At 72.0% G+C, this 16,368-nt stretch carries 14 protein-coding genes; 6 read left to right on the top strand and 8 right to left on the bottom strand.

Annotated elements, in window-relative coordinates:
* Window positions 1-40 precede the first annotated feature (40 nt).
* On the top strand, window positions 41-631 hold the full coding sequence (locus ACQPZZ_RS18730; protein ID WP_432933738.1) for a class I SAM-dependent methyltransferase: 591 nt from the start codon (window positions 41-43) through the stop codon (window positions 629-631).
* Between the two features lie 37 nt (window positions 632-668).
* Complete coding sequence (locus ACQPZZ_RS18725) at window positions 669-1,850, top strand: acyl-CoA dehydrogenase family protein (protein ID WP_363637548.1); 1,182 nt, start codon at window positions 669-671, stop codon at window positions 1,848-1,850.
* Window positions 1,851-2,044: 194 nt separating this feature from the next.
* On the opposite strand, the gene ACQPZZ_RS18720 is transcribed toward ACQPZZ_RS18725, so the two are convergent.
* The 3 genes from ACQPZZ_RS18720 to ACQPZZ_RS18710 all read right to left on the bottom strand — a co-directional run bounded on the left by ACQPZZ_RS18720 (window position 2,045) and on the right by ACQPZZ_RS18710 (window position 4,624).
* Window positions 2,045-2,836, bottom strand: a complete 792-nt coding sequence (locus tag ACQPZZ_RS18720; protein ID WP_432933736.1) for an enoyl-CoA hydratase/isomerase family protein — start codon at window positions 2,834-2,836, stop codon at window positions 2,045-2,047.
* Window positions 2,833-3,762: an alpha/beta hydrolase gene (locus ACQPZZ_RS18715; RefSeq protein ID WP_432933734.1), complete on the bottom strand. Its 930-nt coding sequence runs from the start codon at window positions 3,760-3,762 to the stop codon at window positions 2,833-2,835. Before ACQPZZ_RS18715 ends, ACQPZZ_RS18720 begins: the two co-directional genes overlap by 4 nt.
* 163 nt (window positions 3,763-3,925) lie before the next feature.
* Window positions 3,926-4,624 carry a gamma-glutamyl-gamma-aminobutyrate hydrolase family protein gene (locus ACQPZZ_RS18710; RefSeq protein WP_432933732.1) on the bottom strand — a complete coding sequence of 233 codons (699 nt, stop codon included), beginning with the start codon at window positions 4,622-4,624 and terminating at the stop codon, window positions 3,926-3,928.
* 296 nt (window positions 4,625-4,920) lie between these two features.
* On the opposite strand from ACQPZZ_RS18710, the gene ACQPZZ_RS18705 reads away from it, so the two are divergent.
* Complete coding sequence (locus tag ACQPZZ_RS18705; protein ID WP_432933730.1) at window positions 4,921-6,105, top strand: globin domain-containing protein; 1,185 nt, start codon at window positions 4,921-4,923, stop codon at window positions 6,103-6,105.
* Window positions 6,106-6,185: 80 nt separating this feature from the next.
* Window positions 6,186-7,262 (top strand): WD40/YVTN/BNR-like repeat-containing protein, encoded by a 1,077-nt coding sequence (locus ACQPZZ_RS18700; protein ID WP_432933728.1) that lies wholly within the window; start codon window positions 6,186-6,188, stop codon window positions 7,260-7,262.
* Between the two features lie 92 nt (window positions 7,263-7,354).
* Here the strand turns inward: ACQPZZ_RS18700 and thyX are convergent, their stop codons facing one another.
* From thyX to ACQPZZ_RS18675, 5 genes are all read right to left on the bottom strand, one after another.
* Entirely contained in the window at window positions 7,355-8,137 is a 783-nt protein-coding gene (gene thyX / locus ACQPZZ_RS18695) for an FAD-dependent thymidylate synthase (RefSeq protein ID WP_432933726.1), read from the bottom strand.
* Between the two features lie 92 nt (window positions 8,138-8,229).
* Window positions 8,230-9,012, bottom strand: a complete 783-nt coding sequence (locus tag ACQPZZ_RS18690) for an ABC transporter permease (protein WP_432933723.1) — start codon at window positions 9,010-9,012, stop codon at window positions 8,230-8,232.
* Entirely contained in the window at window positions 9,009-9,899 is an 891-nt protein-coding gene (locus ACQPZZ_RS18685; protein ID WP_432933721.1) for an ABC transporter ATP-binding protein, read from the bottom strand. Before ACQPZZ_RS18685 ends, ACQPZZ_RS18690 begins: the two co-directional genes overlap by 4 nt.
* A gap of 101 nt (window positions 9,900-10,000) precedes the next feature.
* Entirely contained in the window at window positions 10,001-11,206 is a 1,206-nt protein-coding gene (locus ACQPZZ_RS18680; protein WP_432933719.1) for an amidohydrolase family protein, read from the bottom strand.
* A gap of 106 nt (window positions 11,207-11,312) precedes the next feature.
* Window positions 11,313-13,448 carry an anthranilate synthase component I gene (locus ACQPZZ_RS18675; RefSeq protein WP_432933717.1) on the bottom strand — a complete coding sequence of 712 codons (2,136 nt, stop codon included), beginning with the start codon at window positions 13,446-13,448 and terminating at the stop codon, window positions 11,313-11,315.
* A 296-nt stretch (window positions 13,449-13,744) separates the two neighbouring features.
* Here ACQPZZ_RS18675 and ACQPZZ_RS18670 point away from each other — a divergent pair, with 296 nt between their 5' ends.
* Entirely contained in the window at window positions 13,745-15,427 is a 1,683-nt protein-coding gene (locus ACQPZZ_RS18670) for a CocE/NonD family hydrolase (RefSeq protein WP_432933716.1), read from the top strand.
* Window positions 15,428-15,848: 421 nt separating this feature from the next.
* Window positions 15,849-16,352 (top strand): NUDIX domain-containing protein, encoded by a 504-nt coding sequence (locus ACQPZZ_RS18665; protein WP_432933714.1) that lies wholly within the window; start codon window positions 15,849-15,851, stop codon window positions 16,350-16,352.
* The last annotated feature ends 16 nt before the right edge of the window (window positions 16,353-16,368 follow it).

Below are 16,368 nucleotides of genomic sequence, written 5' to 3'. Positions count from 1 at the left end.
GCGGGCGGCCCGGGCGGGATCACGGCCCTAGCGTCGCCGCATGGCCAACGAATCAGCGATTTTCTTCGGGCAGTTCCTGCGCTCTCCCGCCGCGACGGGGGCGGTCGCGCCCAGCTCGCGCCGGTTGTCGGAGGCGGTGTGCGTGCCCGTCCCCGAGCGCGGCGACCCCGTCGTGGTCGAGCTCGGACCGGGCACCGGTCCTTTCACCGCCGAGATCCAGCGCCGCCTCGGGGGGCGCGGACGGCACCTGGCGATCGAGATCAACCCACGGCTGGCCGGCCGTCTCGGCGCCCGCTACCCGGGCGTCGAGCTCGTCGTCGACAGCGCCGCGCGGCTGCCCGAGCTGCTCGCCGGCCGGGGCGTGGCCGCAGCCGACGTGATCGTGAGCGGGCTGCCCTGGGCGGCCTTTCCCCCCGCCCACCAGGCGGACCTGTTGCGTGCGGTGGTGGCCTCACTCGCGCCGGGGGGTGCGTTCACCACGTTCTCCTACGTCCACGCCCGCGTCCTGCCCGCGGCGCTGCGGTTTCGCCGCGGGCTGGGCGAGGCGTTCGAGGAGGTGGTGGCGGGCCGCACGGTCTGGCGGAACCTGCCGCCCGCCTTCGTCCACCACGCCCGGCGGCCTCGCCGGTGATCTCGCAACGCACCGAATCGCGTTCTAGAGTTGCGGCATGGACTTCACGCTGCCGGAGAGCGCGCAGGCGGTGCGGCGGGGCATCGCGGACATCTGCTCGCGATACGACATGGACTACTGGCAGCGCTGCGAGTCGGACAAACGCTGGCCAGAGGAGGTGTGGGCGGAGCTCGCCAAGGGCGGCTGGCTCGGCCTGGCCGTCCCCGAGGAGTACGGCGGGGCCGGACAGGGCCTGCTCGAACTGGCCGTGGCCACCGAGACCCTGTCGGCCTCCGGCTCGGCGGGAGGTTCGGCGTTCATGTACGTGCTGACGCCGGGGTTCGGGGCGCTCACGCTGGCCAGGCACGGCTCGGCCGAGCAGAAGGCCGCGCTGCTGCCGAAGCTGGCGACGGGAGAGATCGAGACCTGCTTCGCCCTGACCGAGCCGGACGCCGGGTCCAACTCCCTCGCGATCTCGACCTTCGCCCGCGGGGACGGCGACGACTTCGTCGTCAATGGCCAGAAAATCTGGATCACCGGGGTCCAGCGGGCCGCCTGGATGCTGCTCGTCACCCGGACGATCCCGGCGGCGCGGGCCACGCCGCGCACCCACGGGCTGACGGTGTTCCTGGTGAACGTGCCGGAGGCCGTGGCGGCGGGGCGGCTGTCCTATCGGCCGATCCCCAAGATGGGCGCGAACACCACGCCGTCCAACATGGTCTTCATCGACGAGCTGCGGCTGCCCGCCTCCAGCGTGCTCGGCGAGGTGGACAAGGGCGTGGCCGTGCTGTGGGACGTGCTGAACCCCGAGCGGATCCTGCTGGCGGCCAGTGCCCTGGGCGGCGCCGAGGTGGCGCTGCGGGTGGGCGTGGACTACGCCAGGCAGCGGGAGGTCTTCGGCCGGCCCATCGGGGCCAACCAGGCCATCGCGTTCCCGCTGGCGCAGGTCAAGGCCAAGATCGAGCTGGCCAGGCTCATGCTGTACAAGGCCGCCTGGTCGTTCGACAACCGGCTGCCCTGCGGCACCGAGGCCAACATCGCCAAGCTGACGGCCTCGCAGGCCGCGTGGGAGGCGGCCGACGCGGCGTTCCAGACCCACGGGGGCATGGCGTATTCGCTGGAGTATCCCGTCGCACGGCTGCTCGCCGACGCCAGGATCGGCCGGATCGCGCCGGTCACCGAGGAACTGCTGCTCAATCATCTGGCCACTCAGGTGCTCGGCCTGCCCAGAAGCTTCTGACCGCTTCCGCTTCCGGCCGCTTGCGCGACGCCCCCGTGGGGCACCTACCTGAGGCAGCGGAAGGAGCCGCACATGCGCGGTCCGTACGCCGGCGCGGTGATCAGCGCGGACGCCGGGGACGTCTGGGCGTGTCCGCGTGAGTTCGGCAACCTCCACGAGTGGCTACCGGGCGTGTCCACCTGTGAGACTTCTCCTCACGACCGCGGCCCGAACCGGGGCGGGCGCTTGTCCCGCAGGGCCAGCACGCCCTCGGCGGCGTCGGGGCCGGTGAAGCCGAGGAACTCCATGGCCAGCGAGGCGTCGAATGACGGCCCGGCCATGCGCAGCCAGTTGTTCAGCGCGTACTTGGTCAGCCGGATCGCTTCGGCCGACCCGGCGGCCAGCCGCGTCGCGACGTCCAGCGCCGTGTCGTGGACCTGGTCGTCGTCGACGCACAGGCTCACCAGCCCCATGGCCTCGGCCTGCTCTCCGGTGACCGGCTCGCACAGCAGGAGGTGATACTTGGCCTTGGCCATCCCGCAGAGCAGCGGCCAGACGATCGCCGCGTGGTCGCCCGCCGCGACGCCCAGCCGGGTGTGCCCGTCGATGATGCGGGCCGTCCGCCCGGCCACCGAGATGTCGGCCAGCAGCGCGACGGCCAGCCCCGCCCCCACCGCCGGGCCCTGGATCGCAGAGACGACGGGCTTGGCGCAGTTGAGCACGTTGTAGACGATGTCGCGGGCCTCCGCGAAGACCTCCAGGCGCGTGGCGTGGTCGCGGGTCATCTCCTCGATCATCGACAGGTCGCCGCCCGCCGAGAACGCCTCGCCCTCCCCGCGCACGATCACCGCCCTGACGTCGTCGTCGCGGTCCACGTCGCGCCAGATCTCGGCCAGCTCGCGGTGACCGGTGCGGTCCACGGCGTTGCGCCGGGACGGCTCGCTGATCACGACGCGCAGGACTCCGTCGGCCGCCCAGCCGACCTTCAGCTTCTCGTACTCCCTCACGACGCGACTTCCAGGGACTCCCTGAGCCTGGCGGCGAGGAACTCGCGGCCCTCCAGCGCCTGGTCGAAGAACCCGGGCAGGCCGAGGAAGCCGTGCAGCGCGCCCTCGAAGCAGCGATGCTCCACGGGGACGCCCGCCTCGGCGAGCGCCCGCGCGTAGGCGGCGCCCTCGTCACACAGCGGGTCGCACTCCGCCGTGATCACCGTCGCGGGCGCCAGGCCCGACTTGTCCGGCAGGTGGATCGGGGCGAGACGCGGGTCGCGGGGGTCGGCGCCGCCGGCGTACTGCTCGATGAACCACCGCATCTCCGCCGCGTCGAGCCCGAACCCCTTCGCGTACGTCCCGTAGCTTGGCGTGTCGGCCGCGACGTCGATGACCGGGCAGATCAGCGCCTGGTGGGCGAGCCGGAGCCCGGCGTCCCTGGCCAGCCAGGCCGCCACCGCCGCGAGGTTGCCGCCGGCGCTGTCCCCGACGACCGCCACCCTGCGCGCGTCCGCGCCGTAGAACGCGGGACGGGCGTGCACGTCGCGGACCACGCCGAAGGCGTCCTCGGCGGCCGCGGGGAACGGATGCTCGGGCGCGAGGCGGTAGTCCACCGAGACGACGACCGCCCCGGTCCTGTGGGCGAAGTCGCGGCCCAGGGCGTCGTTGCGCTCGACGCTGCCGAAGACCCAGCCGCCGCCGTGGAAGTAGACGAGCACCGGCAGCGGATGCTCGCCCGGCTGCGGGCGATAGATCCTTATCGGCACCCCGGCCGCCGTCTCGTCCCTGACCACCGGCAGGTCGATCCTCGGCCCGCGCTGCTCGGCCATTCCGTCCAGGGACCGCAACCGGGCGATCTGCTCGCGGGTGAGGGAGGCGAGGTCCACGCCGAGATCCGAGGGGAACAGCTTGAGGTAGGCCTCCGCCTGGGGATGCAACGCCATGCCCCGCACAGTAACAGCGCCCGCCGACACAACCGCGCAGGCGGCAGCGGCGTTGGGTGAGGCTCACCTGCCCGGCCGCGGTCGCAGGTGGTGGCCCGGCGCTGCGCCGACGGACCGGCCGGCCCGTGCCGCCTCCGCCACCGGGGCACCGCCTCCGTACGGGTCAGGGGCGGGCCGCGTCCACCAGGGCCTCGACCAGGCGGTTGTCCGCGCCGCGCTCGGGGTGCCACTGGACGCCGACCGCGAATCGGTGGCCCTGCAGTTCGATCGCCTCGACGATCTGGTCGTCGGCCCAGGCCACCGCGATCAGGCCGGTGCCGAGCCGCCGGACGGCACGGTGGTGCGCGCCGGTCACCTCCGCGCGGTCGCCCACGGCCTTGCCGAGCTTGCTGGTCACGCTCACCGTGACCACATGCCCGGCCGTCTCGTGGCGGTCGTGGCCCACCGACTCCCGCAGCGAGGTGATCAGCGTGCCGCCCTGGGCGACGTTGAGGACGTGCATCCCCCGCGAGATCGCCAGCAGCGGCACGTCCGCCTCCACCGCCGCCTGCGCCAGCGCCGTCTCGAACCGGTCACGCTGGGGCTGCGGCCCGCCGAGCCCGTCGTCGTCCGGCTCGCCCGGCACGACCTCGCCGTACAGCGCGGGATCCACATCGACGCCCCCGGCGAGGACGACCGCGTCCAGGCGGCGCACGTAGTCGCCGGCGGACACGGGGCTCAGCGGCGGCAGCAGGACGGGCGCGCCGCCCGCCTTCTCCACCGCGCGCGCGTACGCCTGGGGCGAGAGCGCCGCCTCACGGACCCACGTGCCCCAGCGCGCGGCCTCGAGGTAAGTGGTGATGCCGACGATGGGACGCGCCATGGGCCATCTCCTGGGGTGTGCGAGCAGGCAGGCCCATCATGGCGCAGATCTTTCCTCTATTTGGCCGAAATTCGCATCAGTCACACCCGTCACATCGCGGACGTCACGAAAAATAACGAAGTGTTCACAGTCGGTTGCCTTGCGGGGAATCGGTTGTTACCGCTGAGAGCGAGTGGAACACTCGCGATTGAGCGATCGGTCGAGCCGGGGCCGCCGGCGCTCGTCACCCGGAGCCGTCAGGGAGGTGGATCGACAGACCGGAGCACGATTCCGGTCCCTAGGGTGGGACACAACTGATGTCGCTGAATCCGCGCCTCGTCAAGGAGAGCTTCTCGGCCGTCGAACCCGTCGCCGGGAAGGCGGCGGCCTACTTCTACGGACGACTGTTCACGCAGTGCCCGCACATGCGGGGCATGTTCCCGCCGGGCATGTCGGTGCAGCGCGACCGGCTCTTCGACGCGCTCACCAGAGTCGTCTGGATGCTCGACAGCCCGGAAGGGCTGGCGTCCTATCTCGCCCAGCTCGGGCGCGACCATCGCAAGTACGGCGTGTCTCCCGAGCACTACACGGCGGTGGGAAGCGCCCTTCTCGCCACCATGAGGCACTTCGCCGCCGAGATCTGGACCGGCGAGATCGAGGCCGCGTGGACCGAGGCGTACGCCATGGCGGCGAAGATCATGATCGAGGCCGCCGCCTCGGAGTCCACGCCCCCCTGGTGGCTGGCCGAGGTGATCGACCACGAGACGCGCACCCGGGACATCGCGGTGCTCACGCTGCGCCCCTCGCAGCGCATGGACTTCGTCCCCGGACAGTACGTCACGGTCCAGACGGCCAGGTGGCCGCGGGTGTGGCGGCGGTTCTCCATCGCCAACGCGCCCCGCGCGGACGGCACGCTGCGCCTGCACGTGCGCGCCGTTCCCGGCGGCTGGGTGAGCACGGCACTGGTCCGCCACACACGCATCGGCGACCAGCTCCTGCTCGGCCCGCCGGTGGGCACGATGACGCCGCCCAGGTCCGACCGCGACCTGCTGTGCGTCGCCGGGGGCACCGGCCTCGCGCCGCTCAAGGCCGTCATCGAGCACGTCATCGCCTCCGGCGACCGCCCGAACATCCACCTGCTGTTCGGCGTCCGGCACGCGCGCGACCTTTACGACATGCCGGACCTGGCGAGAATGGAGGCGGCCTTCCCCTGGCTGCGGGTGATCCCGGTGGTCTCCGACGACCTGGCTTACGACGGGATGCGCGGCCGGCTTCCCAACGTGGTCGAGAGGTTCCACTCGTGGGCCGACCACGAGGCGTACGTCTGCGGCCCGCCCGCGATGGTGAACGAGACCGTACGGCGCCTGCGGCACTCGGGCGTGCCGCTCTCCAGGATCCACCGCGACCCCGTCCAGTGCGACACGGCACAGAAAGACACGGCGCAGAAGGACACGGCACAGAAGGACACGGCACAGAAGGACACGGCGCGCAGAGGGGTCTGACTGGAACGGCGGGCGTACAGCGGGGCTTCCTGGCAGGATCGAATCGAAAACACAATCGAAATCGGTACACGGGAGGACCAATGACCGCACTGCTCGCCATCGGCACCCGAAAGGGACTGTTCCTCGCACGCGCCTCGGGAGACGGGAGGTTCGAGGTCGAGCCCGTGCGGTTCTCCACCATCGGGATCCACTCGGTCGCGATCGACACCCGCGGGAGCACGCCCCGCCTTCTCGCGGGGATCGAGTACGGCCACTTCGGCCCGTCGGTGATGTGGTCCGACGATCTCGGCGCGACCTGGGAGGAGGCGACGACCCCGCCGGTCGCCTTCCCCGAACGCACCGGGGCCGCGCTGGCCCGGGTGTGGCAGCTCCAGCCGTCGCCCGCCGAGCGGGATGTGGTCTGGGCGGGCGCCGAACCCGCCGCGCTGTTCCGGTCGGAGGACCGCGGGGCCACCTACACCCTGGTCGACGGGCTGTGGGACCACCCCACCCGGGCGCGGTGGCAGCCCGGCGGCGGCGGCCTGTGCCTGCACACCGTGATCCCGCACCCCACCGACCCGCGGCGTCTGGGGATCGCCGCCTCCGCCGTCGGGTTCTTCCGCAGCGACGACGCGGGGGCCACCTGGCGGCCGTCCAACAAGAACATCCGCGCCCCCTTCTTCCCAGAGGGCGCACAGTATCCAGAGTTCGGCCAGTGTGTGCACAAGGTGGCGCAGCATCCGGCGATGCCCGAGCGGCTCTACCTGCAACACCACTTCGGGGTCTACCGGTCCGACGACTTCGGCGGCTCCTGGACCGAGATCGGGACCGGCCTGCCCTCCGACTTCGGGTTCCCGATCGCGGTCGACCCGGACGACCCGGACAGGCTGTACGTCTTCCCGCTGCGCGGGGACGTCGACCGGACGCCGCTCGGCCACCGCTATCAGGTGTTCCGCAGCGACGACGCCGGGGCCACGTGGAAGGGCTTCTCCTCCGGGCTGCCCGAGGGCCCGGTGCACGCCTCGGTGCTCAGGGACGCGATGTCCGCCGGGCCTGCCGGGGTGTTCTTCGGCACCCGGGACGGCGAGGTGTACGGCTCGGCCGACGCGGGCGAGACCTGGTCGTTGATCGCCCGTCACCTGCCCGACGTGCTGTGCGTGCGGGCCGCCGTCCTCTGAGGGCGACCACTCCGCCTCCGCCGCCACGCGGTCGCCCCCTTCGGCGGCCACGTGGCGGTTGCGGCTTCAGATCCTGAAGCTCGGGCCTTGACTCAGACCTTGCGGTAGCCGGGCACCCAGGCGCCGTCCTCGACGACGTAGTCGCCGAACAGCGCCGGGGCCTCCTCCCGCATGATCTCCCCGATGCGGTTGAAGATGACGCGGATCTCCTCCTCGGCGCCCCCGGCCGTACGAGCCTCGATCGTGTGCCGCAGGGTGCGCACGTTGGCCGTCCAGACCAGGCCCGTCGCGACGCCTTCGGGCGCGAAACGACGCATGAACGAGGTGCGGTGCTTCTTCTCCGCGAACGGCACTCCGTCCTCGTCCAGCCCGAAGTGGGCCGCCATCCAGTTCTGGAACTCCTCCATCCGGTCGAGCATCTCGGTCGCCCGCTTCATCAGCTCGGCGTCCTCGCGCGCCCACTCGGGGAACCAGAACGGGATGTCGCTCAGCCGGACGTACCGCAGCGACTCCTGCGAGATCGCCACGCCGGGCCGGTGCCGCACCAGCTCGTGGGTGAGCACCCGCGAGACGTTGTGCAGCACGAAGCTGAAGCTGAGGTGCTCGAGCACGCTGCCGTGCGCGGACGCCAGAATGTTCGTCAGGTACGCGTCCTGGTCGGTGCGCACCCTCGTGACGTTCGGGTTCAGGCCCGGCTCGAACGACCGGTAGCACAGCCGCCCGGCGAACTCGGCCAGGTTCTGGGCGTCGAACTCGCCGCGCTCCAGCCGCTCCAGCCAGGACTCCCCGCCGACCTCCTGGAGGTAGCGGGCCAGCTCGTCGTAGTCGACAGAAGGTTTGGCGACGAGGAAGACCTCGGGCTCAACGCTGCGCATTCACATTCCCCGTGACGTTCGGTGCCGGTTGTGACCGTCCAAGCAAACCAGCTCCGGCCCCTCGATCGCGACTCGCCCCCGGGCGTGGACGGTCAGGTGATGTCACGGCGGACGGTGGTGGCGGTGGCCACGGCCGCGAACAGCAGGCCGTAGCCGATCAGGACGAGGGCGCCCGCCCAGGCGGGCAGCCATTCGGGGACGCCCAGACCGGCGACGTCCAGGTCGATGCTCAGCAGCGCCTGCGCGGCGCCGCCGGGCAGCCACTTGCCCACGCTCTGCAGCGCCGGGATCCCGATGAAGATGTTCTCGATCACGTACGCCCACACGATCGCCCCGATGATCCCGGCGATCTGGTTGCGGACCAGCGCCCCCAGCCCGATGCCGAACACCGCGTACAACGCGAGGGTCATCAGGATGCCGAGGCTGATCTGCGGGATGCGCGAGGCGGACAGGGAGAACTCGCCGCCGGACAGCGTCACGGCGGGGATCACCGTGGCCGCCTGGAAGACCAGCACGGCCAGGCTGAACAACGCGCCCACGAGCAGTCCGGCCACCAGCTTGGCGACGATCACCCGGTTGCGCCGCGGGGTGGCGAGGAAGGTGCCGGTGATCGTCTGGTAGCGGTACTCCGAGGTCACGAGGACGACGCCGAGGATCATCGCGAAGATCCCGCCGGCGGCCCCGGCCGACCACGCGGTCTCGGCCCACTGCGCGCTGTCCCGCGCGGGCAGCGCGGCGCCGTTCTGCTCCACTCCCGCGAACGCGATGAGGAACCCGAGGCGCAACGCGGCCAGCAGCAGCATGACGAGCAGCATGATCCACCACAGCCGGGTGGTGAACAGCTTGCGCAACTCGGCCTTTACCAGCCCGCTCATCGCCCCTCCGTCAGGTCGAGGAAGACCTTGTGCAGTCCTGACCGCTCCTGTGCCACCTCGGTGAGCACGATCCGCCGGTCCAGCGCGATCCTGCCGACGGCCTCCGTGTCCAGCCCGCGCACGCGCAGCAGGCCGTCGCCGGCCTGTTCGACCACGCCGCCCGCCGCCTCCAGAGCCAGCGCCAGGTCGGCGGTCTCCGCGGCACGCACCCGGACCACGTCCGCGCCGTCGCTCGTGAGCTCGGCCAGGCTCCCCTGACGCACCAGCCGGCCCTTGGCGATGATCACGACGTCGTCGACGGTCTGCTCGACCTCGGCCAGGACGTGGCTGGAGACGAGCACCGCCGCGCCCTGGTCATGGGCGAGGTGCCGCAGGAACCCGCGCAGCCACTCGATGCCCGCCGGGTCGAGGCCGTTGGCCGGTTCGTCGAAGATGTACACCCGGGGCCGGCCGAGCAGGGCGGAGGCGAGCGCGAGCCGCTGCCGCATGCCCAGAGAGAAGCCCCCCACGCGTTTGCCCGCGGCGTCCGCGAGGCCGACCTGCTCGAGCGCCTCGTCCGCGCGGGCGTCGGGCAGCCCGGCCGCCGTGCACAGGATGCGCAGGTGGTTGCGCGCGGTGCGGCCGGGGTGGAAGCTCGTGGCCTCGAGCACGGCGCCGACCTCGGACGTCGGCCGGGAGAGCGTGACGTAACGCTCGCCGTTCACCAGCGCCTCACCCGAGTCGGGCGTGACCAGGCCGAGCAGGCAGCGGAGCGTGGTCGTCTTGCCGGCTCCGTTGGGGCCGAGATATCCGGTGACGGATCCGGCCTCCACACTGAACGAAACGCCGTCCACGGCCTTCACCGGCCCGAACGACTTCATGAGGTTTCTGATCTCTATCGCAGCCATCGGGCGCGATTATTCCGTCAACTAAAGCGAAAATCATCCTCAAAAAGAAGGATGGCTTTCGCCGGGAATATTTCCATGATTTAGGGGTAGCCGAATATCGTTCAAAGGCGGTAGACACGGCGGGCGTTGCCCGAGCCGATCATGTGGGCGATCCGGGCCGCGTCGGCCGGGCTCCACTCGCCCTCGGCGATCCGGTCGGCGAGCACGCGGGCCAGGCCGCGGCGGTGGCAGAGCGCGGCGAGGAAACACAGCTCGGCGGCGCCGTGGCAGCCGGAGCCGTACATCTGCTTGTGGAACGGGACGAGTTCGAGCAGCTCACGCAGAACGTGGGCGGAGCCGGCGACGGTGTGGGCGACGGCGGGCCCGGCGTCCACGTACACGTGCGGGAAGACGGCCGCCAGGCACGCCGCCTGGCGGTGGTAGGGGTAGCAGCCGAGCAGGACGACAGGCACTCCGAGCGGGGCGAGGGCGCGGACGAACCCGCCCAGCAGTGCGGGATCGGCCGGATGACCGGCGACCGCGGTGTCGCCCACGCATGTGCCGCCGGGGCCCGTGACGCCCGTGCCGATGCCGGACAGGCCACAGCCGGACAAACCACAGTGGAACTGCAGCGGCAGGCCCCGCTCCCTGGCGACGTCCACCGCCGCCCAGAGCAGGTGCCGTACGAGGACGGGGTCGTCGAGACGGGTCTTGGGGTCGGCGAGCCTGCGGCCGGCCGCCGCGATCACGCTGCCGCGCGAGGGCCGTGAGGGGTCGAAGCCGAGACCGCAGCGGTGCGCCGCGACCGAGGTGAGCGCGGCGGCGCGCGACGCGCGGGCCGCGAGCTCGTCCCGCAGCATCCCGGCGTAGTCGGCGGCGAGCAGCCCGGCCTCGGCGATGTCCTGCTCGACCTGCTCCAGCCGGACGATCTCGTCGGCCGCGGCCGCGCCGAGACGTCCCGTCTCGGCGGGCGACAGCAGCGCGGGCACGTCGGCCCCGGTGTCGACCAGGAAGGCCGACACCCCGGTGCCGCGCAGCAGCCGCCGGTTGACCTCGGCCGCGCCGAGCTCGGCACGGCGCGACAGGTAGACGGTGGCCGAGGCGTGCGGCTCCAGGCCGAGCAGCGGCGCGCACCAGCGGCGGATCGCCGCACCGGCCGGGGTGTCGAAGTGCGTGGTCCCGGGCGGGGCGGGCGCGCCTCCTTCGGAGATGAGCTGCTCGAAGCCGGATCTGGTGGTGTCGTCGCGGCGCACCCCGTGACAGTGCTGGTCGATCAACGGCGCCAGCAGGGCCGCCCGCACCGCGTCGGGAAGGGGTACGGGCAGCATGTCGCTCGGTCTCGTCTGTGGTCTCGTCTGGGGTCTCGGCTCCGGCACGGCAGTGGACTCTACGGCTCCCCCACCGCGCCGGCGCCGCCCTAAACGGCCTCTTTACTCATCCATGACGTGCGCACAGCCGCAGGACGTTGGCGATGATCCTCGCCCCCGCGCCGCCCTGCGTGGTGAGGATCGACTCGGGATGGAACTGCACCGCGAAGCGCAGGTTCTCGGCGTCCTCGATCGCCATGGCCGCGCCGTCCGGCGTGTACGCCGTGACCCGGAAGCCCTTGACCCCCGGCTCCTTGGCGTGCACGGAGTGGTAGCGCGCCGCGACGAACTCGCCGGGCAGGCCGTCGAGCAGCGCGCTGTCGCCCTCGCGGCGGACCAGGCCGCGCTTGCCGTGCTCCGGGTACGGCAGCAGTTCGAGCGTGCCGCCCGCGTGCTCGACCATGGCCTGCAGACCAAGGCACACCCCGAACACCGGGAGCCTCCGGGCGTACAGCGCCTCGATCAGGGCCGAGCAGCCGAAGTCGGACGGCCAGCCGGGGCCGGGTGACAGCACGACGAGCGTGGGCGCGATCTCCTCCAGCTTCTCCGGCGGGAAACCGTGCCGGAGCGTGACCACCGACGCGCCCTGCTGCCGGAAGTAGTCGGCGAGCGTGTTGACGAAGGAGTCCTCGTGGTCCACGAGCAGCACCCGGTGGCCCTCGCCCGGCAGGTCGGCCGGGGGCTCGATCCGCACCTGGTCCTGCGGGCGGGCGGAGGCGGCGAGCGCGCCGAGCAGGGCGCTGGCCTTGAGCTCGGTCTCCCGCTCCTCCGCCTCGGGGTCGGAGTCGTACAGCAGCGTGGCCCCCGCGCGCACGGCGGCGACGCCGTCGCGGATCTGCGCGGTGCGCAGGGTCAGGCCGGTGTTCATCGAGCCGTCGAAGCCGATGAAGCCGACCGCGCCGCCGTACCAGCGCCGCGTGGTCTCCTCGTTGTCCTCGATGAACTGCATGGCCCACGTCTTGGGGGCGCCGGTGACGGTGACGGCCCACATGTGGGTGAGGAACGCGTCGAGGGCGTCGAACTCGGGGCGCAGGCGGCCCTCGATGTGGTCGACGGTGTGGATCAGGCGGGAGTACATCTCGATCTGCCGCCGGCCGATCACCCGGACGCTGCCCGGGACGCAGACCCGCGACTTGTCGTTGCGGTCCACGTCCGTGCACATGGTCAGCTCCGACTCCTCCTTCACGCTGGACAGGAGCGTGCGGATGGCCTCGGCGTCCTCGACGGGGTTGGCCCCGCGGGCGATGGTGCCGGAGATCGGGCAGGTCTCGACGCGGTCGCCGGTCACCCGGACGTACATCTCGGGCGAGGCTCCGACCAGGTGCTCGCCGTCGCCGAGGTTGAGCAGGAACTCGTACGGCGCGGGGTTCTCGGTGCGCAGCGATCGGTAGAAGGCGGACGGGTCGGCGCAGGCGCCGTGGAAGACCTGGCCGGGGACGACCTCGAACAGGTCGCCGCGCTGGAACTTCTCCTTGGCCTTGGCGACGACCTCGGCGTAGGTGCCCCGCACCGGGTTCGGCGGGATCTCGCGGGGCGTGACCAGGGGGATCGTCTCGCCGGCGCGCGCAAGGCCGCTGGTGGACACGCCGTCCACGGTGAACTCGTAGCAGTGCTCGACGCTGGTCTCGCGGACCCGGTCGATCACGACGAGCCGGTCGGGCAGGTGCAGCACCAGGTCACGCTGGTCACCGGGCCGGGTCAGGCGGTAGCGGATCGGTTCGAACTGGAAGGCGAGGTCGTAGCCGAAGGCGCCGTACAGGCCGAGGTGCGGGTCGTCGGACCGGAACGCCGCGATGATCTCGCGGATGGCGGTGAAGACCGTGGGCCTGCGGCTGCGCATCTCCTCGGGCAGCAGATCCTCGGACTCGGGGACGTGCACCTCGACATAGCCCTGGGTCGGCTCGGACACCGGCTTGCCCGCGGCCAGCAGGCAGGAGGCGACGACCGGCAGCACGACCTGTCCACGCTCGTTGAGCGCGCGGGCGGAGATCCGCCGCCCCCGCGCCACGATCTCCAGGCAGGGATCGACATAACCGAACGCCCACCTGCTGTAACGGCCCGGGTAGTCCATGCCGGACGAGAAGGCCCCGCCGCGCCGCTCCCCCAGCGACGTGACGATCTCCTCCAGCGCCTCCTCGGGCACCTCGCGCACCCGGCGCTCGACCGCGATGCCGCCGGCCGTGGTATATCCGCTGATCTCCACTGTCCACGCCCCTTTTTCGTATGCCCCCGGGGCGGACATACAGAAGGCCGCCACACACGGGGCGGCCGGTCACTTCGACGCGAATGCGAAAACGCCGCCTGTCAGCGGCGCCACCAGGAGGGTGCATGAGTTCGCATGGGTCAAAGGGTAGCGGCGGAAACCGCGATCATGCAACGCGGCATGACTGGAAGGGGGGACAGCGGATAGATATTCTGTTACTGGTCGGGAAACCTCACTCCCGGCGCGGGGCGATCCGCCCGCCGCCGCGGAAGTGAGGGGGCCGGGAAGGAGGGGGCATGGTCCGTGTGCCGGCCCACCTGCCGGTGTACCGCCGCGGTCCTCGATCGCCGGGCGAGCTGAGCCGTACGAACGGGGGTGCGAGCGGGCCGCAGGGCCGCCGGGTCCGGGTCCGTCGCGACGTGCCCGTGCCGATGCCGGACGGCGTGACCCTCCTCGCCGATCACTACGCGCCCGTCGGCGCCGACCGGCCGCCGACGATCCTGATCCGCACGCCGTACGGCAGGGGCGGGGTGGTCGGCTGGATGTACGGCTGGACCTTCGCCCGGCACGGGTTCCAGGTGCTGCTGCAGAGCTGCAGGGGCGGCTTCGGCTCCGGCGGCCGGCTCGATCCCCTGGTCCACGAGCAGGAGGACGGCCTGGCGACGGTCGAGTGGATGCGGGCGCAGTCGTGGTACGGCGGCAGCTTCGCCATGCACGGGCCCTCCTACCTCGGCTACACCCAGTGGGCGATCGCGGCGGAGACCCCCGACCTGCGGGCGATGGCCGTCCAGGTGACCGCCTCGTGCTTCCGCGACGCGGCGTACGTCGGAGGGTCGTTCGCGCTGGAGTCGACGCTGATCTGGACGACGCTCACCGCCCACCTGGAGGGCAGGCTGGGCGGCGTGGCCGCGTTCACCGCACCCCGGCGCACCCGGCGGGCCGTGCTGTCGGGCCTGTCGGGCCACCCGCTGTCCGAGCTCGACCTGCTGTCGGCGGGCCGGCCGCTGCCGTTCTTCCGCGAACTGCTGGCCCATCACGGCGAGGCCCCCTGCACGTACTGGGAAAAGAGGGACTTCTCCGCGTCAGTGGGACAGGTCGGCGCGGAGATCACGATGACCGGCGGCTGGTACGACGTGTTCCTGCCCTGGCAGCTCAAGGACTACGCGGCGCTGCGGGCGGCCGGGAGGCGGCCCTACCTGACGATCGGGCCGTGGTATCACGCCGACGTCCGCCACGGGCGGGCGGCCAACGCCGACGCCCTGGCCTGGTTCCGCGCCCACCTGCTCGGCGACCCGTCGGGGCTGCGCCCCTCCCCCGTCCGGCTGTACGTCACCGGGGCGGGCGCGTGGCGGGACGAGCCGGACTGGCCGCCGCCCGGCATGCGACGCGAGCGCTGGCACCTGCAGCCGGGCTTCGCCCTGTCGCGGGACAACCCGGCCGGCGGCGAGCCCGACCGCTACCGCTACGACCCCGAGCACCCCACGCCGGTCGTCGGCGGCCCGGTGCTGATCGGCAACTCCGAGCCGAGGGACAACCGGCGCCTGGAGGCCCGGCGTGACGTGCTCGTCTACACCTCGGACGCGTTCGACCGGGACACCGACATGATCGGCCCGGTGAGCGCCGAGCTGTTCGTGCGCACCGGCAGGGAGCACACCGACTTCGTCGTACGGGTGTGCGACGTGCATCCCGACGGCGCGTCGATGAACGTCTGCGAGGGCGTGCGACGGCTGACCCCGCAGGTGCGGGCGGACGAGGACGGCGTGCGCCGGGTGGAGATCGACCTGTGGCCGATGGGCCACCGGTTCCGCCGCGGCCACCGCGTCCGCGTGCAGGTGGCGAGCGGCGCCTACCCCCGCATCGCGCGCAACCCCGGCACCGGCGCGCCGCTGACCTCGGGCACCCCGATGGTCGCCTCCGACCAGGAGATCCTGCACGACCCCCGGCATCCCTCGGCCGTGATCCTCCCCACACTCCCCTGAGCCGGCCCAGGGCCGCCACGTGAGGGCGTGATCTCGAGAAGGCTCATCGATAGTACGGAAGAATCCCAAGGAATCGGATCACCCAAATAACCGAGAAGATTCCGTAGACGATCGAGGTGGTCGTGTATCGCCGCAGGTTCAGAGCCGATCCCGTTGCGAGAATCGCGGCGAAGACCAGGACCACCAGAAGGGCCGCCGCCGGGCCGGGCCGAGCTGGCCGACGCACGGACGTGCCCGGCTTCCCCTGCGCTCCGGAAGGGCTGCGGTACGCGCCCGGCATCACCGTGCACGGGGGTGGCGCCTATCTCCGGTCCCCGGCGGTCCACCGCCGACCCGCCGGCGGGTGGGTGCCACAGCGGGTGATCGACGACGGCGTTCCCGCGGCGGAACGCAGCGCGGGGCCGTTGCTACCCTCGCGATCATGGCTATCAGGAACTCCCACTGCTCCTTCTGCGGAGCGGCCTACGCGCCCGGCCTGCCCTGGCCGAGGGCCTGCCAGGAGTGCGGCAACACCGGCTATCTCAACCCCCTGCCGGTCGCGGTCATGGTGCTTCCGGTGGACGACGGCCTTCTCGTGGTGCGCCGGGACGTCAAGCCGCACCGCGGCCTGCTCGCCCTCCCCGGCGGCTTCATCGACGTCGGCGAGTCCTGGCAGCAGGCCGCCGTACGGGAGCTGCGCGAGGAGACGGGCGTCGTCGTCGACGCGGCCGGCGTGCGGCTGTTCGACGTGCTCAGCGCGCCCGACGGCACCGTGCTGATCTTCGGCCTCGGGCCGCGGACGACCGTGGACGCCCTGCCGCCGGTCGCGCGCACCGCGGAGACCAGCGAATGGCTGGTGATCGACGGCCCTCAGGAGCTGGCGTTCCCGCTGCACACGCAGGTCGTGACCCGCTATTTCGGCTCCGGCGGATCGTCGCGGGCGTGAAGGCGGGCGAGAGGAT

It is taken from the genome of Microbispora sp. CA-135349, assembly GCF_050947365.1.
Classification (GTDB): domain Bacteria; phylum Actinomycetota; class Actinomycetes; order Streptosporangiales; family Streptosporangiaceae; genus Microbispora.
Note: the sequence above shows the minus strand (reverse complement) of the source record. Positions and strands in the feature narration are given on the sequence as shown.